Below are 19,076 nucleotides of genomic sequence, written 5' to 3'. Positions count from 1 at the left end.
GCACGATGCTCGACGACCTCGATCTCGACCTCATCGCCGCCTTGCAGGTCGCCCCCCGCGCGCCGGCCAACGTCGTCGCCGACGTCCTCGGCGCCTCCGCCAGCACCGTCGGACGCCGCATCCAGCGCCTGCACGCAGAGTCGCTGCTGCGCGTCATCGGCCAGGTCGACTGGCGGCTGTTCTCCGACGCGCGCCCCCGCCACGTCTGGATCAGCACCGTGCCCGGCCGGGCCCAGGAGGTCGCGCACCGCCTCGCCGAACGCGGCGACACCCAGTTCGTCGCCATGACCAGCGGCGACGCCGACGTCTACGGGGTGCTGCACCCCCGCGGCCGCGCGGCGGTGCGCGACCTGCTCACCCTGGACGTCCCCTCCATCCCCGGCATCGTGGCGACACGCTCCGACCTCGTCCTGCGCCCGGTCAGCCGCGCCGACTCCTGGCGGCTGCGCCGGCTCACCCCCGACCGGGTCGCGGCACTGGAGCCGCACGCCGTGCCCGCCGCGGGCGCGCACGGCGACACCGACCCGCTCTCCCCCCAGGAACTGGCGGTCGCGCGCCTGCTGCACCGCAACGGCCGCACCGCCTCCGGCGAGGTCGCCCGCGAACTCGGCGTGAGCCAGTCCACCGCCTACCGGGTGGTGCAGTCGCTGCTCGGCCGCGGCGTGGTGCGCCCCCGCGTCGAGGTGGAACCCGCCCTGCTCGGCATGGGCCTGGAAGCGGTGCTCGCGCTCACCGTGCAGCCGGGGGCGATCACCGCGGTCGCCGACGCGCTGGCCGACGACCCGCACGCCCGCTACGTGACGATCGTCGCCGGCGCCGAGGCCCTCATCCTGCACGGCGTCTTCCCCGACGAGGAGCGCCTCGCCGACTTCCTCTCCGTCGACCTCGCCCGGCTGCCCGGCGTCGGCGGGATCCGCGTCTCGGTCGTCCTGGACGTCCTCTGCCGCTACTGGATCCGCCGCGACGGCGTGCGCCTCGGAGCGGCCGACCTGCCGCTGTCGGAACCGCACCCCGCCGACTGAACCCGCACGGGTGGGCCCGCCCGCTGCGGGTAGCGGGGGCACGACCGGCGGGCCCCGGCCCGGGAAGGAAGGCCGGGGGAAGGCCGGGAGGAAGGAACGAGGACATGAGCACCCAGCAGCAGCGCGCCCGCGCCGTCCTGCGCGAGGCGGGACACACCCTCGCCGAGGAGGCGCGGATCCGCCTCGCCGACAAGCCCGCGCCCCTGTGGCAGCTCCTGGTCCTGGTCAACCTGCTCTCGACCCGGATCTCCGCGGACATCGCCATCGCCGCCGCACGCGAGCTCAACACCGCGGGCGGCACCACCCCGCACGGCATGGCCGGCCTGACCTGGCAGGACCGCGTGGACGCCCTGGGCCGCGCGCACTACGTCCGCTACGACGAGAGCACCGCCACCCGCCTCGGCGACTGCGCGGCCCAGGTCACCGACGAGTACCGCGGCGACCTGCGCCGCCTCGCCAACGCCGCGCAGCACGACCGCGCGCGGCTGGAGTCGCGCCTCCAGGGGTTCCCCGGCATCGGCCCCACCGGGGCGCACATGTTCTGCCGGGAGGCGCAGGACGTCTGGTCCTGGCTGCGCCCCTACACCGACACGCTCGCCCGCCGCGGCGCCGAAGCGGTCGGCCTGCCGGCGGACGAGCAGGCGCTCGGCCGCCTCGTCGACGGGCACGACATGGCGCGCTTCACCGCCGGGCTGACCCGCGTTGCCCGCGACTCCGGCCTCGCCGACACCGTCCGCGGCGCCGCGCGCTGACGCCGGGCCCGCACCGGGCGGCGGGCCGCAGGGAGGTGCCCCCGCTGCCCGCGGCGACACCGCCGGGCCCCAGTGCGGCGCAGGGCGGGGAGGTGCGGGCGGCGCGGCCGGGTCAGCCCGCCGGGTGCGGCGCGGCCAGCAGGTGCGCCCAGGTCTGGGTGAACCAGAGCGCGTCGTCGACCAGGTGCGGCCGGGCGCCCGTCGCGGGGCCGCCGCCGATCTCGGCGCGGAGCTCGGCCTCGATCCGCGCGCCGACATCGTCGGGGGTGCGGGCCTGCTGGAGCCACGGCCGCAGCGGGCGCGGGACGTCGAACACGTCGCTGCGCTCGACCCGGGCCCCGGCGGCGGCCAGCAGCCCGGTGATGCGCTCGACCGGCAGCGTGGTGCCGTGGGACGGGTCGCGCAGGCGCTCCACCCGGTCGATGTCGCCGGGCAGCGCCGGGTCCACCACCATGTCGGCCACGACCACCCGCCCGCCGGGGCGGCACACCCGCACGAGCTCCGCCGTGAGCGCCGCGGGGTCGGCCACGTGGTGGACCGAGAACCGCGTGACGACCAGGGAGAACGAGTCGTCCAGGAACGGCAGCGCCGCCGCGTCGCCGCGCTGGAACAGGACGTTGTGCGCGCCCTCGGCCGCGGCCCGCTCCTTGCCCGCGGCCAGCATCTCCGGGGTGGCGTCGAGCGCCTGCACCTGGCGCACGCGGGGCGCGAGGGCGCGCGCGACGATCCCGGTGCCGCACGCGGCGTCCAGGCACACGTCCTCGGCGGCGGGCGCGGCGAAGTCCACCAGCCGGTCCAGGTGCATGGTGAACGCGGTGTTGTAGCGGGCGTCCTCGAAGGTCTCGGCCTGCCGGCCGAACGCGTGCAGCAGGGTGCCCCAGTGCCGTTCGCCGCCGCCCGGCGCCGCGCCGTCGTCCATGTCCGCCCCTCCCGTGGTCCGGTGCCGGTCCCTGTCTAGCAGGGTGCCGCGCGCGGCGGCGGGTGGGCCGCAGGGGCGGGGGCTCAGCCTGCGGCCCACGCCCGCTCGAACGACCCGCGTACCACCGTGCCCGGGTCGTGGCCGCGGGCGCGCAGCTCGGCGGCGAACAGCACCGCCCCGGCGCAGTCGTCCAGCAGCGAACTGGCCAGCCAGCGCGGCGGCAGCGACCCGTCGAGCAGGCCGTGCCGCTGCGCCGCGCGCATGGCCAGCTCCAGCGGTTCGAGGCAGGCGGCGAGGCGGCCGCCCGCTTCGCCCGCCGCCTCCGGTCCGGGCCCGCTGACCAGCACCGGGTAGGCGTTCAGGGCGCGGATGGACGCCTGCACCGCCCGGTCGAGCAGCACGTCGGGGTCGCATTCGTGCAGCCCGGCGTCGGCGAACACCTGCCGCACGCCCGCGAACGCGCCGGCGTAGACCGCCGCGACCAGCTCCTCGCGGGTGTGGAAGTGGCGGTAGACGGTGGTGCGGCCGAGTCCGCAGGCGGCGGTGAGCTCGTCCATCGTCGCCGCGGGATGGTGGGCGAGCAGGGCCGTTGCCGAGTGGATGATGCGCTCGCGGTTGCGCGAGGCGTCGGCGCGCAGCCCGCGCCCGGCGGGCTTGGCCGGATCCTCGGTCATGGGCTCATCCTCGCACGGGTGCCCCGCCGGGGCCGTCGGACGACCGCCGGTGCGGCCGCTCACCGCTGCCGGACCGCGCCGGTCCAGGCGGCGTAGAGGGGTTCCAGCGCGGCGGCGAGGCCGGGGCCGCCGCCGGGCTCCTGGCCGCCGCCTGGCTCCAGGTCGGCGAGGACCGGGGGGCGCGGCGGGCCGGGCGGCGCGGGCACGGGCAGCGGGGGAGCGTCCCAGAAGTCGGCGGGCGCGCCGCTCTCGGGCCGCGGCTCGCAGGGCGGCGGCGCGAGGTCGCCGGTCGCCGGGCCCTCGCCGGGAGCCGCCCCGGTGGCCGTGCGGGCGCTGCGGCGCAGTTCGGCGAGGAAGGCCGCGCGGTCGCGGCCGAGCCACGCGAACAGCAGGAAGGGGTCGGCGTCGAGTTGTGCGGCGAGCACGTACAGGGTGGCGGCCGCGTGCTTGCACGGGTGGCCCCAGTCGGGGCACGAGCAGGTGAGCACGAGGTCGTCGGGGCCGCGGGGGAACAGCGGCAGCCCCAGGACCGCGAACACCTCCTCGACCTCGGGGGGCAGCCGCCCGGCGAGCAGCGCGGCGCGGAACAGCGGCTGGGCGGCGAGCGCCGCGGTGGCGAGGGCCCACTGGTCGTCGTCGAGGGTCGCCGCGATGAGGCTGACCCGGTAGGGGCGGGCCCGCGACCCCTGGACCCGCGCGGTGACCTCGCCCTCGCGCACCGCGAGGTCGCGCACCGCGTTGCCGCGGGCGTAGCCGCGGCCCCGCTGGAGCCGGGCGCGGTCGCCGCGCGACTCCAGCGCCGCGACGAAGCGCCCCGACCACCAGGAGTGCTCCGGGCGCTCCTCGGCGCCGCTCATCCGGCCACCGCCTCGGGGGCGAGCCGCACGGCCGCGCGCAGCTCGGCGGTCGACAGCCCGCCCAGCCAGTCCTCGCCGGTGCCGACGACGCTGTGCGCCAGCGCCTTCTTCGTCTCGATCATCGCGTCGACCCGCTCTTCGATGGTGCCGACGCAGACGAGCTTGCGGACCTGGACGTCGCGCCGCTGGCCGATGCGGAACGCGCGGTCGGTGGCCTGGTCCTCGACCGCGGGGTTCCACCAGCGGTCGATGTGCACCACGTGGTTCGCCGCGGTCAGGTTCAGCCCGGTGCCGGCGGCCTTGAGCGACAGCAGGAACACCATGGGTTCGGCCGCGTTCTGGAAGCGCGCCATGAGCTCCTCGCGGCGGGCCCGCGGGGTGCCGCCGTGCAGCCACAGCACCGGGCGTCCCAGCCGCGCCGCCAGGTAGGGCGCCAGCCGTTCGCCCAGCGCCGTGTACTGGGTGAAGCACAGCGCCTTGTCGCCCTCGGCGAGCGCCTCGGCGAGCAGCTCCTCCAGCCGGGCGAGCTTGCCCGACCGGCCGGCCAGCGCCGAACCGTCGCCGAGGAAGTGGGCGGGGTGGTTGCAGATCTGCTTGAGCCGCGCCATGGTCGCCAGGATCAGGCCCTTGCGCTGGATGCCGTCGGCGCCGTCGACCCGCTCGGTCATCTCGGTCACGGCCGCCTGGTACAGCGACGCCTGCTCGGGGGTGAGCGTGCACCAGGCGCGCATCTCGTTCTTCGCGGGGAGGTCGGAGATGATGCTGCGGTCGGTCTTCACCCGGCGCAGGATGAACGGGCCGGTCAGGCGCTTGAGCAGGGCCGCGCCGTCGCCGGGTTCCGCGCCGTCGCCGGGTTCCGCGCCGTCGCCGGGTTCCGCGTCGGGGCCGGTGACCCGCGCGGCGATGCGGGTGTCGAAGGACGCCCGGGACCCCAGCAGCCCGGGGTTGGCGAACTCCATGATCGACCACAGTTCGCCGACGTTGTTCTCGACCGGGGTGCCGGTGAGGGCGATCCGGGTCGCCGCGGGGAGCGAGCGGACCGCGCGCGCCTGCCGGGTGCCGCTGTTCTTCACCGCCTGGGCCTCGTCGCACACCACCCGGTACCAGGGCATCGCGGCGAGCTCCTCGGCGTCGCGCAGCACCACGCCGTAGGTGGTGACGACGAGGTCGGTGCCGCCGAGGAGCCGGGCCAGCGCGTTGCCGTGCGGGCGGTCGGGGCCGTGGTGGACGTGGACGCGCAGGCCGGGCGTGAACCGGGCGGCCTCGCGGCGCCAGTTGCCGACCAGCGACACCGGGCAGATCAGCAGCGTGGGCCCCACGGGCGCGGTGCCGGTGCCGGGGGCGCGCTCGTCGGCCAGCAGCGCGAGGAGCTGGACGGTCTTGCCGAGCCCCATGTCGTCGGCGAGGACCGCGCCGAGCCCGAGACCGCCGAGGAACCGCAGCCACGACGCGCCGCGCTGCTGGTAGGGGCGGAGCGTGCCGGTGAACCCCGCGGGGTCGGCCAGCGGGGTGATGGTGCGCTCGGTGCCGCCGCTGAGGAGCGCGCCCAGTGCGCCGTCGGCGTCGATGCCCGTGACGGGGGGAGTGTCGCCGCCGGGGGACAGCAGCATCCGCAGCGCCTCGTCGCGGCGCATCGTGCCGCGCCCCCGCTGGCGCAGGAACTCCAGTGCGGCGTCGATCTGCTCGGGGTCGGCGCACACCCACCGGCCGCGCAGCCGCACCAGCGGCTGCTTGAGCCGGGCGAGCTCGGTGAGTTCGTCGAGGTCGAGGCGGTTCTCGCCGAGGACCGCCGCGAAGCTGAAGTCGACGAGGTCCGCGATCCCGATGCCGCCGCCCGCCGGTGCGGGGCCCCGCTCGGCCGCCTCCATGTGCAGGCCGAGGCCCGTGCCGCGCGCCCACTGCGGCAGGACCACCTCGAACCCGGCGGCGGCGAGCGCGGGCGCGGCGTCGCGGATGAAGGCGTGGGCGCCGCCGGTGCCCATGGTCAGGGCGGACGGTGCGAGGTCGCGCAGGACGCGGTGCAGCGCGGGGTAGCTGCGGGCCGCGCGGGCGAGGTCGCGCAGGACCGTGGACTCGATGTCGTCGGGCAGCCACGCCGCGCCGCTGCCCAGCCACAGTTCGCGCAGCGGCACGTGCAGGCTGGGGTCGCGGTCGGAGCGGACCCAGAACTCCACCCGCCACTCCTCGGGCCCGCCCGGCGGCGCGGGGTCGCCGCCGGACGCGCCGGGGTGCTCGGGTTCGACCAGGCGGAACCCGAGTTGCGCGCGGTCGCCCCGCTGGTGGCAGGCGTCGGCCCAGGACCGCAGCCGGGCGCCCAGCCGGGCCCGCTGCACGGCGGCGTCCTCGCCGTCCCGGCGGTCGCTGCCGGTGCGGCGCCCGGCTGCGGTCGCGTCGAAGAGGGGGTCGGCGCCGGTGAGCGCGCGGGCCAGGTGCGCGGCGGGGCCCGATGCGGCCCCGCGGGCGGTCGGGGGTGTGCGCAGCCGGGCGGCGGCGTCGAGCACGGCGCACAGGGTGCGGAAGACGAGGTCGGGCGCCGGCGTGCGGGGCGGCTCGGCGGCGTGCGCCGTGCGCAGGGCCGCTGCGGATTCGGGCAGGGCGGCGACCAGCGCCCGGAAGTGGGCGGAGTCGGCCCCGGTGAGCACGGGGCGCCAGCGGGCCTCGGCGGGCTCGCCGACCAGGAGCGGCACCAGCCGCCCGGAGTCGATGAGGCGCCCGGCGAACGCGGCGACCGCCGTGAAGTGCCGCAGCCCGGGCCCGAGGGCGGTGTCGCCGCTGCCGCCGCCGTCGAGGACGGCGGCCAGTGCGGGCAGCGCGGCCGGGCGGAACCGCAGGGCGGGCGCGCTCCAGCGGTGGAACGCGGGCGAGCGGAGCGCCGGCGCGCCCGGCAGCGGCCCGAGCGCGGGGGAGGGGAGCGGATGGGCGGCGGATCCGGGCAGGTCGATGCGGAGTACGGCGGGCTCGGCCTTCTCCGGCTCGGGGTGCTCGGCGGCTGCGGCGCGTGCGGTGAGCGCCTCGCGCAGGGCGGGTTCGGCCGCGGCGTAGGGGTGCGGCCGCACGGCGGCGCGGGAGGCGGTGCGCGCGGGGAGGCCGGCGTCTTCGCCCCACACCAGCAGGGCGTCGTCGTGCCACCCTCCGTGCAGAACCAGCACCGCGCGCCCCCTCGTGATCGCGTTCCGCGGTCGGTGCCCAGTATGCCGACCGGCACCGACAACCCCGACCATAAGAAATCTACGATGTAAAGGTGGCCGTTCTGTGCACACCCCGCTGTGGCGCGGCATCGCACACCCCCACACCCCACAGCAAAGCAGCACCGGGGTACCCGGGTCCGGGTCCTAGGCTGGGCCGGTGACCGAATCGATCATCGTGGCCCGAGACGTGGGCGTGGAGCTGGGCGGCGCCCCGGTCCTGCGCGGAGTCGACCTCACGGTCGCCGCCGGGGAGGTGGTCGCGGTGACCGGCGCCAATGGTGCCGGGAAGACGACCCTGCTGCGCTGCCTCGCGGGCTTGCAGCGGGCGGCGGGCAGCGTGGGGGTGCTGGGCCGCCCGCCGGCCGACGAGCCGGACTTCTGGCGCGACGTCGTCCTGGTCGGCGACGAGCCCACCTGGTACCCGGGGCTCACCGTGCGGGAGCACCTGGGCCTGATGCGCGCGGTGCACGGCCCCGGGCGGCTGGCGGTCGAGGCGGCGTTGGAGCTGTTCGAGCTGGCCGGGTGCGCCGACCGGGCCCCGTTGTCGCTGTCGACTGGGCAGCGCCAGCGGCTGTCCCTGGCCATGGCGCTGCTGCGGCCGAGCCGCCTGCTGCTGCTGGACGAGCCGGAGCGGGGGCTCGACGCGGCCTTCCGACAACGGCTCGCGGGGCTGCTCGCCGCCTACGCCGCTGACGGCGGCACTGTGGTGATGGTGACGCACGACCCGCTGTTCGCCGAGGACGCCCGCACCGTCGTCCTGGAGACCGCCGCGTGACCGGGGTGGCGGCGGTCCGGGCGTTCGTGCGGGCGCGCGGCCGCACGCGCCGCAGCTGGTCCGACCGGTACATCACCCTGCTGACCCTCGGCCTGCTGGTGGTGCTGGCGGCCCCGGTGATCGACCGCGCGGTGGCGGCCGTGCCCACGGGCGTCGACCCGGCGCGGGCGGGCGCGGGGCTGGCGCTGGTCGGCGTGCTGCTGGCGGGCGCACTCGCCCTCGCGCGCGTGGTCGGGCCCGTTGCGGTGTCGTCGGCGGACGCGGCGTGGCTGGTGCTCTCGCCGCTGTCGCGCCGCAGCGTGCTGGCCCGCACGCTGCTGGTCCTCGCCGTGGTGGGCGCCGCTGTCGGCGCGGTCGTCGGGCTGGCGCTGCTGAGCGCGCTCGGCGCCTCCGACGCGCTGACCCTCCGGCTGCTCGCGTCGGTGGTGCTGGGCGCGTCGTGGACGCTGGGCGGCATGGCGGCGGCCGTGCTGGCGCAGGCGTCGCCGGCGTGGGACGCCCGGCTGGTCGCCGTCCTCGTCGCCCTGGTGGTCGCGGCGGCCGCCGCGGTGGTCATGAGCATGGGGCCGGGGCAGGGGCTGCTCGTCGGCATCGCGTCCGCCCCCTCGGCGGCGTGGACGGCGGCGGCGTCGGCATCCGCGGCGGTCGCGGCCTGCCTCGCGGGGCGGGCCTGGGCCGTTGCCGCCCGCATGCCGGCCCGCGCGGTCCTGGACGCCTCGACCCGGGCGGGCAATGCGGCGGGCGCGCTGACCGTCATGGACCCGGGCGCGCTGACCTGGATCGCCGAGGACGCGCACTGGCGAACGCGCGTGCTGCGGTCGCGCGCGTGGCCGCCGCGGCTGCGCGGGGCCGCGGCGGTGGCCTGGCTGGACTGGCGGCGGGTGGCGCGGCGGCCGGGCCGGCTCTTGCTGGCGGCCGCGGCCTCGGCGCTGCCCATGCTGGCCGCGCAGGCGGGCGGCGGGACACCGGCGGCGCTGGCCGTCCTCGCCGCGGGCGCGCTGGCGGTCGCGGCGACGGGGACCGCGGGGGCGCGGCGGGACGCCGGGGACGCGGCGCTGGCGCGGCTGCTGGGCGCCGGTCCGCGCGCGCTCCTCGCGGCGCGGGCGGTGCTGCCCGCGCTGCTCGGCGGCGCGTGGCTGAGTGCCGCGCTGGCCGGGCTCGACACCGCGGTGCCGGGCGGGCCCTTCTGGCCGCTCGGGCTGCTGTGCGCTCCGGCGCTGGCCGCGGGCGCGCTGCGGATGGCGCGGCGCCCTCCTGTCGAGCACGCGATGCCCGTCCTGGACACGCCCCTCGGTGCGGTGCCGCTCGGCCCGGCGATGTGGGCGCTGGCAGGCGCCGACATCGCCGCACTCGGGTGCCTGCCCGCGCTCGCGGCGTTCACCATCGGGGTGAGCGGCCCGCTCCTCGCGGTGCAGGCGGTGTGGGGGGCGGCGGTGCTGGCGGCCTACTGCGCCGCACCGCGGCGCGCGTAGCGGCGCAGGCCGCGCGGCGCGCCCGCGCGGGCAGCGGAACGAGGCCCGTTGGCACGCGCAACCGGCCAGGACCCCGTGCGCCCGCGTGCGGGCAGTCGGGACCGCGCTCGGCGCCGCTGTGCCGCGGGGTGCCCGTGACCGGGGCGGGTCAGGGCTGCGGGGCCGGGGCGATGTCGGGGGCGATGACGCCGCTGGGGCGGCGGGAGCGGCTGAGCGTCATGGCGGTGACGGCGATGAGGACGATCGCCGCGCCCACCCACTGCGACCAGCCGAGGCTCGCCCCGAGGAAGACCACCCCGACGACCGCCGACACCAGCGGGAAGGCCAGTTCGGCGAGGGTGGCGCGGGTGGCGGCGGTGCGGCCCAGCGCCCAGTAGTACAGGGCGAGGGCGGCCAGGCCCGGGATGAGAGCGAGGGCGAGCAGCAGCGGGAGGTGCGCCGCCCCGATCGCCAGGGACGAGCCGGTGGCGAGGGAGAGCCCCAGTGCGACGGGCAGGGCGATGGTGAAGCGCATCGCGGTGACGTGGATCGGTGACAGTGAGGCGCCGGCGATGCGGCCCAGCACCGTGCCCGCGCCCCACAGCAGGGCGGCGCCGATGGCGAGCGCGGCGGCCTGCGCGCTCTGCACGCCGACGGCGAAGGGGTCGGGGAAGGCGAGCAGCCACGCGCCGAGGAGCGCGGGGACGGCGTACCAGGCGAAGCGGGGGGTGAGGCGCTCGCCCAGCAGCCACACCGCGAGCACGATGGCGAACACCGGCTGGAGCTTCTGGAGGACCTGCGGGGTGATGGGGTCGCCGACGGTGAAGGCGGCGGTGAACAGGGTGGCGGCGAGCGCGGAGGACCCGCCGCCGATGACGAGCATCGCGGCGATGACGCGGGGCCCCGCTGCCGCCAGTGCGCGCATCGCCGGGACGATCCACGGGCTCAGGCACAGCACGATGATCACGTGTTCGTAGAAGACGATGGTGGGGGCGGGCAGGTGCGCGGCGAGTGGTTCGCGCATCAGCGCGGAGGTGCCCCAGAACGCGGCGGCCAGCGCCACCGCCCACATGCGGTCGGCGCCTCGGGTGCGGGCCGGCGGGTGCGGTTGGGTCACGTGCCACGATCCTCTGGTGCGCAGTGGGCGGGAGACGGCAGGGGCGTGACGGCGGGACCACCCGGCTGCTGCCCGGTTTCATCCGAATCGTATCGCCCGCAGGTCGTCGCGGCGGTGGCGGACCCGGGCCGGGCCCGGCGTGCGCGCGCCCGGGCGCGTCCGTGGTCCTCCCCGGCTCTCCCGCCGGACGGCCCCGCACCCCGCCCGGCGGGTGCGGCGGCGCCGCGGGCCGTCCCTGCGGCTCCCCGCCGGCCGCGGGCGGCACCCGGGGGCTCCCGCCCGGTCGTTGCCTGTCGCGGCCCGTGGGATGGGGGTTCAGCGCGCGGTCTCGTGGAGGTGCAGCCACGCCAGGCCGCCGGGGGCGGCGGGGTCGTGGCGCAGCACGGCGGTCACGAGGCGGGTGGTGCGCGCGTCGGCGGTGACGTGCACCTCGGTGAAGCCGGCGATGACGAGCGGACCGGCCGCGGCGATGAGGGACACCTCGCTGACCTCGATCACGAGCCCGGGGACCGCGCCGTGCGCCGATTCGACCTGGCGGAGCAGCTCCGGCCGCGACGTCCGGGCGGCGCTGGTGTCGATGAACGTGAAGTCGGGCGGGGTCGACGCGGCGAAGGGTGCGAACGCCTCGGCGGTGCGGGGGAGCGTCCCGGCGAACCAGTCCTGGAGGAAGCGGTGCTGGCGCCGGATCTCGGCGTGTGCCGCTGCCTGCCCTCCGTCCGGCCCGGTCATCGGGCGGCCCCGGCAGGCGCGTGCCACGGCTGTGCCGCGATCCAGGTGCGCAGCGGGGTCGGCTCGATGCCGAGCGCCTGGTGGGCGGGGGCAGGGTCGGCCGCGTAGAGCGCGGGGTCGGCGGCGGCGTGGCGGTAGGTGTCGGCGATGCCGGTGGCAGCGGGTCCGAGTACGGCGGAGAGGCCGGCTTCGAACGCGTCGGGATCCTGTTCCTCGTAGCGCACGGGGCGGTCGAGGACGTCGGAGAACGCGCGGGCGAGTTGCGGCCCGGTGAGTGCTTCGGGGCCGCCGAGGTCCAGGCTGCACCCGGCGAGGTCCGGCCGGTCGAGTGCCGCGGCAGTGGCCGCGGCGAGGTCGTCGTGGCTCAGCCATGCCACAGGGGCCGCGGCGGGCAGCGGGTAGCGCAGTACCCCCTCGTGCAGCAGTGGGCCGGTGACCCACGGGGCGCGGAGGTTGTCCAGGAACACGGGTGGGCGCAGGACCACGGTGGGCAGGTCCGGTGCGAGGAGGGTCGCGGCGGCGGCCCGCAGCGTCTCGAATGCCGCGATGCCCGTGGGTGCGGCGGGGATCCGGTTGCCGGTGCTGTACACGATCTGCTCGAGGCCCGCCGCGCGTGCGGCGGCGGCCATGTTCGCGACGTGGTGCGCCGCGGCCGCAGGGTCGTGGACGAGGGGCAGGTGCAGGGCCGCATGGGTGACCGTGTCGAACGCCGCCTCGACTGCTGCGGAGTCGCCGAGGTCGGCGGTGTGGGGCCGGGCCCCGACGGGAACGCGCTGTCGGCCGGCCGCGGTGCGGACCAGTCCGCGGACCTGGTGCCCTGCTGCGAGCAGGCGCCGGGCGACCGCGCCGCCTTGGGCGCCGCCGGCCCCGGTCACCAGGTCGTGCCGGTGCTGCGCCATTGCCATGAGGTCTCCGCTTCCGTGTCCGATTCGATGGTGTGCCGCTATTGTCGCCATGGCGGCACAGTACGATCAATGAATGAACGTCTCCGAACAATCAAGGATCGTCCGGGACCGCGATCTGCTGAGTGAGCTGCTGGCGCCGCTGCGGCTGCACGGCGTGTTCCACAGCCGCTGGTCGCTGGCCGCCCCGTGGGGGATCGCGGGTGATTCGGAGGACTGCGCGCTGCTGCACTACATCCGCGAGGGCGAGTGCGCGGTGGAGTTGGCGGGGCGGAGCGAACCGCTGCTGCTGCGCCGGGGCGACCTGGCGGTCTTCCCCCACGGAACCGCGCACCGGCTCGGCGACCGGCCCGGGCGGGACACGGTCCCGCTCGTGGACCTGCTGCCGCGGCGCCCGCCGGGTGCGGTCCGCACGGTGCGCACCGGTGGTCCTGGACCGCGCACGGAGCTGATCTGCGGCGGGCTGCACTACGCCGCCGCTGCCGCTGCCCCGCTCTACCGCGCGCTGCCGGCCGTCCTGGTCCTCGACCGGGCCGCGGTCGAGTCCGAACCGATGCTCGCGGACACGCTGGGCCGGATCTCCGCGGACGACGTGCACACCGGTCCCGGCGGGCCGCTGGTGGCACTGCGCGCGTTCGAGATGGTGTTCGTGCTGGCCATGCGGGCGGCACTCAGCGGGCTCGCCCACTCGGAACCGCTGCTGCGGGCGGTGGGGCACCCGGCGGTCGCCGCCGCGCTGCTGGCCGTGCAGACCCGCTTCGCGGAGCCGTGGACGCTGGAGTCCCTGGCCGCGGAGGCCGGATTGTCGCGTTCGGCGTTCGCCGCGGTGTTCCGCGAGCTGGTGGGGGAGCCGCCCATGGCGCATCTGACCGCCCGCCGCATGCAGGAGGCGGCGCGGCTGCTCACCGAGACCGACATGTCCCAGGCCCGGATCGCCGAACGGGTCGGCTACCGCTCCACGGCAGGGTTCCACCTGGCGTTTCGCGCCTGGTCGGGCGGGACCCCCGGCGAGCACCGCCGCACGGCGGCCCCCGCGGCCCCCTCAGCCGTCTCGGAATGACCGCCTGGAGGGCCGGTCCGCCAGGGCGTGCCCGTAGGCGGCGGTGAGCGGCCCGAAGTCGGGTTCGCCGAACGCCGCCAGCATCGCGGCGAACCGCGTGGTCTTGTGGGCGCCGAAGCGGCGGATGCTGTGGGTGTAGGACGCCGCGGTGCGGAACACCGGCGGGTCGGTCTTGCTGTGGAACGCGTCGGCGTGGCTCACGAGCAGTTCCTCGCCGGTCTCGGGCAGGTAGTCGCCGATGGGGACGGGCAGGCACTGGGCGCGCACGTCGTCGCTGCTGATGCCCGTGTGGTGGGAGCAGAAGCGGCGCAGCGCGTCGGGAAGGCCCTCTTCGGCCAGGATCTCGTGGCCGAGGATGCCGTGCCGGATGTAGCGCGCGTGGTCGAGTTCGCCGGACGCGCCGAAGAGGCGGTAGACCCCGATGTCGTGGAGGAGGCTGCCGGCCCGCACCAGGCCGCGGTCGAGTCCGGTGCCGCGGCGGTCGAGGAACTGCTCGGCGATCCGGCAGACGATCGCGCAGTGCGTGTAGACGAGGTCGAAGGCCGCGGGCGTGGGCGCGTGCCGCGCGTGCAGGGCGCGGATCTCGGGGTCGGTCGGGAGCTGCATTCCCGGAGGTTAACCCGGCGGGTACGGCCCGGGTGGCGGCGCCCCGCCCCCGGCCGGGCCGCCCCGCGGACGGGGCGGCCCGGCCGGTCAGGCCGCGGTGTCGGTCAGCAGCAGGCGGTCGAGCATGTCCTGCAAGGTGACCAGGCCCAGCAGGGACTCGTGCCCTTCGTCCTCGACCAGGGCGAGGTGGCTGCGGCTCTCGCGCATGATGCTCAGCGCCGCGTAGATGGGCGTCTCCGCGTCGAGGGTGAGCACCGGCCGCATGAGTTCGTCGGCGGTTGTGCCGTCGGCGGTGGTCAGGGCGTCGCGTACGTGCAGTACCCCGATGGGCTGGTCGCCGTCGCTGACGACCAGGCGCATGTGCCCTGACTCGCGGGAGACCCGTTTGATCTCGTCGAGGTCGGCGCCGGGCCGCACCGACGCCAGCTCGGCCTTGGGCGTGACGATCTCGCGCAGCGGGCTGCGGTTGACCTCCAGCGCGGTGGCGAGCTGGGCGCGGCGGTCGGCGTCGAGCGCGCCGGCCTGTGCCGAGTGGTCGACGAGCTGGCGCAGGTCGTCGGCCGAGTGGCCGCCGGCGACCTCGTCGACCGCCTCGACGCCGACGCGGTGCAGGCACCAGTTCGCCATGCCGTTGAGCAGCACCAGGACGGGGCGGGTGACCCACATGAACGCCCGCATGGGGATCGCCAGCAGGGTCGCCGACCGCTCGGGGTGCGAGATGGCCCAGGACTTGGGCGCCATCTCCCCCACGACCAGGTGCAGGAAGGTCACCACGATCAGGGAGACGACGAACGACACCACATAGGACACCGACGTGGGCATCCACCCGTGGAACAGGGGTTCCATGAGGTGGTGGACGGCCGGCTTGGTGATGGCGCCCAGGGCGAGCGTGCACAGGGTGATGCCGAGCTGGGACCCGGCGAGCAGCAGCGACAGGTCGCGGGCGCTCTTGAGCGCGGCCCGCGCCGAGGCGCTGGTCTCGGCGGCCTCCTCAAGCCGGTAGCGGCGCGCCGCGACCAGCGCGAACTCGATGGCGACGAAGAACGCGCTGAGGGCGATGATGACGGCCGAGATGGCGAGTGCCACCGCGGGGTTCATGTCGCTCATGCGGTCACCTCCCGGTCGGCGGAGTCGGCGGGGATCGCGTCGAGCTCCAGCCGGACGGTCTCGGGCACGTGCCGGTCGACGCTTTCGACGGTGAGCCGGACCGAGTGGTCGGGGTCGGCGTCGTGGGCGCTGGGCGGCCGGGGCAGGTGCACGGTCACCTGGTCGCCGGGTTCGGGCAGCCGCCGCAGTTCGGCGATGACGAGGCCGTTGATGGTCTCGTAGTCGCCTTCGGGCAGGTCGTGGCCGAGGAGCCGTTCGACCTCGTCGACGTGGAGTGCGCCGGGGATGAGCCAGCTTCCGTCGTCGCCGACGCGGGCGCGGCCTTCGTCCTCGGGGTCGTGCTCGTCGGCGATCTCGCCCACGAGCTCCTCGGCGATGTCCTCCATGGTGATGACCCCGGCCAGGCCGCCGTACTCGTCCACGACGCAGGCGAACTCCTCGCCGTTCTCGCGGAGCTGGTGCAGGACGCCGGTCAGCGGCAGGGACGTGGGCACCATGACGGCTTCGCGGACGACCTCGCCGACGGTGGTGTCGGACAGCGCGCGGTCGTCGTCGAGCGCGAGGACGTCGCGCAGGCAGATGACGCCGACGATGTCGTCGACGCCGTTGCCGAGGACGGGGAAGCGCGAGTGGCCGGAGGCCATGAGTTCGATCACGCGGCTCACGGGGTCGTCGACCTCGATGGAGGCGACCTGGGGCCGCGGGATCATGGCGTGGGCCGCGGTGCGCTCGTGGAAGTCCAGGGTGCGGTCGAGCAGGGTGGACAGCTCGGCGGGCAGGTCGCCGGAGTCGCGGGACTCGGCGACGATGCGTTCGAGGTCGCGCGGTGTCGCGGCGTGCTGGACGTCCTCGACCGGCTCGATCCGCATGGCCTTGAGCAGCAGGATCGCGGCCTGGTCGAACAGCCAGATGAGCCAGCCGAACGCCTTGAGGTAGATGCCGGTGGACAGCGCCAGCCAGCGCGCCACGGGTTCGGGCCGGGCGATGGCGAGGTTCTTGGGGAACAGCTCGCCGAACACCATCTGCACGACCGTGGAGAACAGCAGGGCGAGCGTGGTGCCCAGGAGCACGCCGACGCCGTCGGGGACGCCGACACCGCCGAGGAGCTCGCCCAGGCCGGTGCCGATCATGGGTTCGGCGACGTAGCCGACGAGCAGCCCGGTGACGGTGATGCCGAGTTGGGCGCCCGAGAGCATGAACGAGGTGCGCGAGGTGATGGCGAGTGCCCGCGTGGCTCCGGTGTCGCCTTGGGCGGAGCGGGACTTGAGGCGGGACCGGTCGACCGCCATGTAGCCGAATTCCTGGGCCACGAAATACCCGGTGGCGACGGTGATCAGGAAGACCACCAGTGCTCCGAGGAGGATGTTGAGGAAGATCATCATGTCGCGCGCACCGCCTCGGAGCGGATGGTCTCGGAGCGCGCGCTCGCTGGTGAGGGGGGTTCGTCGATATCGGAGGCACAGCGTCCGGTGTGGACGCTGCGACTACTTCGGGACGGGTCCAATGGTCCTCTCTCGATTGGTTCGCCTGGATGCGGTGAAGACGCGTGCCGTGGCTGTGAAGTTCCCGCCTGCGTCATGTTGAATCATCGGCTCGGGTGCGCGGTCGCCGCAAGGCCCGCCATGGCGGGTCGCCGGCGGCGGGCGGGGCGGGGGCCGCGGGTCAGTTCACGGTGTCGGCGCTGCTCACCGGGGCTTTAGAAGCACTGTCAAGGGCGCGGTCGGTGGCGCCGTGGGGTGCGCTGTCGGCGCCGGCCTGCCATTCGCGGCGCCGGGTCTCGGCCAGGGCGATGGCGGTGGCGACGGCGACGTTGAGGGAGCCGACGCGGCCGATCTGCGGGATGTAGGCGCGGGCGTCGGAGGCGGCGAGCAGCGCGGGGGAGCAGCCGTGGTCCTCGGCGCCCACCGCGAGGCAGATGTCGCCGTCGAGCGGGGCCTCGTGCAGCGGGGCGGCGTCGCGGGTGAGTTCGACGGCGACGACGCGGTAGCCGTCGTCGCGCGCGGCCTGGGCGGCTTCGGCGCTGGTGCGCAGCTTCGCCCAGCGCAGCTTCTGCTCGGAGCCCAGTGCGGTCTTGCCGACCTGGGGGTGGTCGGGGTCGATGGCGTTGCCGGTGAGCCAGACGGTCTGGACTCCGAAGGCCGCGGCGCTGCGCAGGATGGAGCCGAGGTTGAACGGCTGGGTGACGGATTCGACGAGGAGGGCGATGCGGCCCTCGGTGCGTCGGCGCCATTGGCGGTTCAGCCGCTTGACGTCGGTGGGGCGCAGTTGCGTGCTCACCAGGTGTGTGTTCCTCGGCTGTGCGGTCGGGGTCGGGTGTGTGCCCGGCCCAGTTTAGCGGCAGGTCGCACCGGGTGGGCGGGGCGGGTGCTCAGGGGCCCCGGTGCGCAGGACGCGGTAGCCGGACCGGGACGCGACGCGTTCGGCGGGGTGGCCGTGGGCGTCGAGCCAGCGGTGCAGGGAGTCGGCGCCCAGGTGGCGGTGGACGACGAGGTGGGCGTGGGCACCGGGGGACAGGCGGGCGAGCCAGGTGCGCAGCAGGGTGTGCAGGGCGGCCTTGCCGACCCGGATGGGCGGATTGGACCACAGGGCGTCGAAAGGGCCGTCGAGCTCGCCGTCGCTGTCGTCGCTGGTGTCGGTGACGGCGGCGAAGCGGGCGTTGGCGATGCCGTTGGCGGCGGCGTTGGCGCGGGCGAGGTCGAGGGCGCGGGTGTTGACGTCGACGCCGAGGACGGCGGCCGCGGGGGCGCGGCGGGCCATGGCCAGGGCGATGGGCCCGTAGCCGCAGCCGACGTCGAGGAGGCGGCCGCGGGGCGGCGGCGGGGGGACGGTGTCGAGCAGGATGCGGGTGCCGAGGTCGACCTGGTCGGGGGAGAACACGCCGCTGTCGGTGCCGAGCCGCAGGTGCAGGTCGGGCAGGACGAGGTCGACGGTGCCGGGGCGGTGTGCCGCGCCGGGCTCGGGGTCGAAGTAGTGCTGGGCCACGCGGCGACGGTACCAGCGGCGATGACGGTGTGCCCTGCCACCGGGCGGCGGACCGACCGGACGGTCTGTACTGTGTGGCGCGACATGCAACGTGGTCGAGGGAAGGCGGGCAGCGGCGTGGTGGGACGTTTCGAGGGCAGGGTCGCCATCGTCACCGGGGCGAGCCGGGGGATCGGGCTGGCGGCGGCGCGGCGCATCGCCGAGGAGGGCGGCCGGGTGGTGGTGACCGGCCGGTCGGCCGGCCCGCTGGAGGAGGCGGTGGCGTCGCTGGGCGGGCCGGGGCGTGCGCTCGGCGTCGCGGGCAAGGCCCACGACGCCGAGCACCGGGAGGAGGCCGTGCGGCGCGCACTGGCGGAGTTCGGGCGCATCGACGTGCTGGTGAACAACGCGGGCACCAATCCGGTCTTCGACGCGGTGGTCAACGTGGAGGAGGCGGCCATGGCGAAGGTGTTCGAGGTCAACGTGATCGCCGCGGCGGCGTGGGTGCGCGCGGTGTACCACGCGTGGATGCGGGACAACGGGGGAGCGGTGGTGAACGTCGCGTCGCTGGCGGGCCAGCACCCATCGCCGGGGATCGGCGTGTACGGGGCCAGCAAGGCGGCGCTGATCAACCTGACCGGCCAGTTGGCCTATGAGCTGGCGCCGGGGATCCGGGTGAACGCGGTGGCGCCGGCGGTGGTGCGGACGCGGTTCGCCGAGGCGCTGTTCGCGGGGGACGAGGCGGCGGTCACGGCGGGCTACCCGCTGGGGCGGCTGGGGGAGCCCGACGATGTGGCGGCGGCGATCGCGTACCTGGCGTCCGACGACGCGGCGTGGGTGACGGGGCAGACGCACACCCTCGACGGCGGCCGGACGCTGGGCGCGGGGGTCGAGTAGCTCCCCCGCCGCCACGCAGTTATGAATCTACGTTGTAAAGGTGACGGTTCGGAAGGCGA

At 76.1% G+C, this 19,076-nt stretch carries 18 protein-coding genes; 6 read left to right on the top strand and 12 right to left on the bottom strand.

The genetic code is table 11. The features are described 5' to 3' along the window. Positions 1-5 precede the first annotated feature (5 nt). Entirely contained in the window at positions 6-1,022 is a 1,017-nt protein-coding gene (locus CLV63_RS08245) for an Lrp/AsnC family transcriptional regulator (RefSeq protein WP_106582320.1), read from the top strand. 104 nt (positions 1,023-1,126) lie between these two features. Next, the gene (locus tag CLV63_RS08240) at positions 1,127-1,774 is read left to right on the top strand and encodes an endonuclease (protein WP_106582319.1); all 648 of its coding nucleotides are present in this window, start codon (positions 1,127-1,129) and stop codon (positions 1,772-1,774) included. A gap of 112 nt (positions 1,775-1,886) precedes the next feature. On the opposite strand, the gene CLV63_RS08235 is transcribed toward CLV63_RS08240, so the two are convergent. From CLV63_RS08235 to CLV63_RS08220, 4 genes are all read right to left on the bottom strand, one after another. Continuing rightward, the gene (locus CLV63_RS08235) at positions 1,887-2,693 is read right to left on the bottom strand and encodes a class I SAM-dependent methyltransferase (protein WP_106582318.1); all 807 of its coding nucleotides are present in this window, start codon (positions 2,691-2,693) and stop codon (positions 1,887-1,889) included. A gap of 83 nt (positions 2,694-2,776) precedes the next feature. Then, a complete protein-coding gene (locus CLV63_RS08230) occupies positions 2,777-3,367 on the bottom strand; it encodes a TetR/AcrR family transcriptional regulator (protein WP_106582317.1) in 591 nt (196 codons plus the stop codon). A 59-nt stretch (positions 3,368-3,426) separates the two neighbouring features. Further along, entirely contained in the window at positions 3,427-4,224 is a 798-nt protein-coding gene (locus CLV63_RS08225) for an SWIM zinc finger family protein (protein ID WP_106582316.1), read from the bottom strand. Then, positions 4,221-7,373 carry a DEAD/DEAH box helicase gene (locus CLV63_RS08220; RefSeq protein WP_106582315.1) on the bottom strand — a complete coding sequence of 1,051 codons (3,153 nt, stop codon included), beginning with the start codon at positions 7,371-7,373 and terminating at the stop codon, positions 4,221-4,223. Before CLV63_RS08220 ends, CLV63_RS08225 begins: the two co-directional genes overlap by 4 nt. Positions 7,374-7,569: 196 nt before the next feature. On the opposite strand from CLV63_RS08220, the gene ccmA reads away from it, so the two are divergent. Both ccmA and CLV63_RS08210 read left to right on the top strand, forming a co-directional pair. After that, the gene (gene ccmA / locus CLV63_RS08215; protein ID WP_106582314.1) at positions 7,570-8,187 is read left to right on the top strand and encodes a heme ABC exporter ATP-binding protein CcmA; all 618 of its coding nucleotides are present in this window, start codon (positions 7,570-7,572) and stop codon (positions 8,185-8,187) included. Further along, positions 8,184-9,659, top strand: a complete 1,476-nt coding sequence (locus CLV63_RS08210; RefSeq protein ID WP_245928654.1) for a DUF6297 family protein — start codon at positions 8,184-8,186, stop codon at positions 9,657-9,659. Before ccmA ends, CLV63_RS08210 begins: the two co-directional genes overlap by 4 nt. Positions 9,660-9,807: 148 nt before the next feature. Here the strand turns inward: CLV63_RS08210 and CLV63_RS08205 are convergent, their stop codons facing one another. The 3 genes from CLV63_RS08205 to CLV63_RS08195 form a co-directional block, all read right to left on the bottom strand. After that, positions 9,808-10,755: a DMT family transporter gene (locus CLV63_RS08205; protein WP_245928653.1), complete on the bottom strand. Its 948-nt coding sequence runs from the start codon at positions 10,753-10,755 to the stop codon at positions 9,808-9,810. 315 nt (positions 10,756-11,070) lie between these two features. Next, positions 11,071-11,484, bottom strand: a complete 414-nt coding sequence (locus tag CLV63_RS08200) for a hypothetical protein (RefSeq protein WP_146165527.1) — start codon at positions 11,482-11,484, stop codon at positions 11,071-11,073. Further along, positions 11,481-12,389 carry an NmrA family NAD(P)-binding protein gene (locus CLV63_RS08195; RefSeq protein ID WP_106582312.1) on the bottom strand — a complete coding sequence of 303 codons (909 nt, stop codon included), beginning with the start codon at positions 12,387-12,389 and terminating at the stop codon, positions 11,481-11,483. Before CLV63_RS08195 ends, CLV63_RS08200 begins: the two co-directional genes overlap by 4 nt. A gap of 73 nt (positions 12,390-12,462) precedes the next feature. Here CLV63_RS08195 and CLV63_RS08190 point away from each other — a divergent pair, with 73 nt between their 5' ends. Beyond that, positions 12,463-13,446, top strand: a complete 984-nt coding sequence (locus CLV63_RS08190) for an AraC family transcriptional regulator (RefSeq protein ID WP_106582311.1) — start codon at positions 12,463-12,465, stop codon at positions 13,444-13,446. Here the strand turns inward: CLV63_RS08190 and CLV63_RS08185 are convergent. From CLV63_RS08185 to CLV63_RS08165, 5 genes are all read right to left on the bottom strand, one after another. Continuing rightward, on the bottom strand, positions 13,429-14,052 hold the full coding sequence (locus CLV63_RS08185) for an HDIG domain-containing metalloprotein (protein WP_106582310.1): 624 nt from the start codon (positions 14,050-14,052) through the stop codon (positions 13,429-13,431). The two genes, CLV63_RS08190 and CLV63_RS08185, sit on opposite strands and share 18 nt — an antisense overlap. Before the next feature lie 87 nt (positions 14,053-14,139). Further along, positions 14,140-15,159: a hemolysin family protein gene (locus CLV63_RS08180; RefSeq protein ID WP_106582309.1), complete on the bottom strand. Its 1,020-nt coding sequence runs from the start codon at positions 15,157-15,159 to the stop codon at positions 14,140-14,142. Beyond that, entirely contained in the window at positions 15,156-16,541 is a 1,386-nt protein-coding gene (locus CLV63_RS08175; protein WP_106582308.1) for a hemolysin family protein, read from the bottom strand. The genes CLV63_RS08180 and CLV63_RS08175 overlap by 4 nt, the downstream gene beginning before the upstream one ends. Positions 16,542-16,821: 280 nt before the next feature. Next, complete coding sequence (locus CLV63_RS08170) at positions 16,822-17,436, bottom strand: TrmH family RNA methyltransferase (protein ID WP_106582307.1); 615 nt, start codon at positions 17,434-17,436, stop codon at positions 16,822-16,824. Positions 17,437-17,490: 54 nt separating this feature from the next. After that, the gene (locus CLV63_RS08165; protein WP_106582306.1) at positions 17,491-18,141 is read right to left on the bottom strand and encodes a class I SAM-dependent methyltransferase; all 651 of its coding nucleotides are present in this window, start codon (positions 18,139-18,141) and stop codon (positions 17,491-17,493) included. Between the two features lie 117 nt (positions 18,142-18,258). Here CLV63_RS08165 and CLV63_RS08160 point away from each other — a divergent pair, with 117 nt between their 5' ends. Then, positions 18,259-19,017, top strand: coding sequence for an SDR family oxidoreductase (locus CLV63_RS08160; protein ID WP_245928652.1), 759 nt, complete (start codon positions 18,259-18,261; stop codon positions 19,015-19,017). Positions 19,018-19,076 lie beyond the last annotated feature (59 nt).

This window comes from Murinocardiopsis flavida (genome assembly GCF_003014485.1).
GTDB classification, from domain to species: Bacteria; Actinomycetota; Actinomycetes; order Streptosporangiales; family Streptosporangiaceae; genus Murinocardiopsis; species Murinocardiopsis flavida.
Note: the sequence above shows the minus strand (reverse complement) of the source record. Positions and strands in the feature narration are given on the sequence as shown.

Coding starts and splice junctions, on each gene's coding strand:
- CLV63_RS08245 (WP_106582320.1), top strand. CDS start 6: ATGCTCGACGACCTCGATCTCGACCTCATCGCCGCCTTGCAGGTCGCC.
- CLV63_RS08195 (WP_106582312.1), bottom strand. CDS start 12,389: ATGGCAATGGCGCAGCACCGGCACGACCTGGTGACCGGGGCCGGCGGC.
- CLV63_RS08180 (WP_106582309.1), bottom strand. CDS start 15,159: ATGAGCGACATGAACCCCGCGGTGGCACTCGCCATCTCGGCCGTCATC.
- CLV63_RS08200 (WP_146165527.1), bottom strand. CDS start 11,484: ATGACCGGGCCGGACGGAGGGCAGGCAGCGGCACACGCCGAGATCCGG.
- CLV63_RS08240 (WP_106582319.1), top strand. CDS start 1,127: ATGAGCACCCAGCAGCAGCGCGCCCGCGCCGTCCTGCGCGAGGCGGGA.
- CLV63_RS08185 (WP_106582310.1), bottom strand. CDS start 14,052: ATGCAGCTCCCGACCGACCCCGAGATCCGCGCCCTGCACGCGCGGCAC.
- CLV63_RS08225 (WP_106582316.1), bottom strand. CDS start 4,224: ATGAGCGGCGCCGAGGAGCGCCCGGAGCACTCCTGGTGGTCGGGGCGC.
- CLV63_RS08235 (WP_106582318.1), bottom strand. CDS start 2,693: ATGGACGACGGCGCGGCGCCGGGCGGCGGCGAACGGCACTGGGGCACC.
- CLV63_RS08175 (WP_106582308.1), bottom strand. CDS start 16,541: ATGATGATCTTCCTCAACATCCTCCTCGGAGCACTGGTGGTCTTCCTG.
- CLV63_RS08190 (WP_106582311.1), top strand. CDS start 12,463: ATGAACGTCTCCGAACAATCAAGGATCGTCCGGGACCGCGATCTGCTG.
- CLV63_RS08230 (WP_106582317.1), bottom strand. CDS start 3,367: ATGACCGAGGATCCGGCCAAGCCCGCCGGGCGCGGGCTGCGCGCCGAC.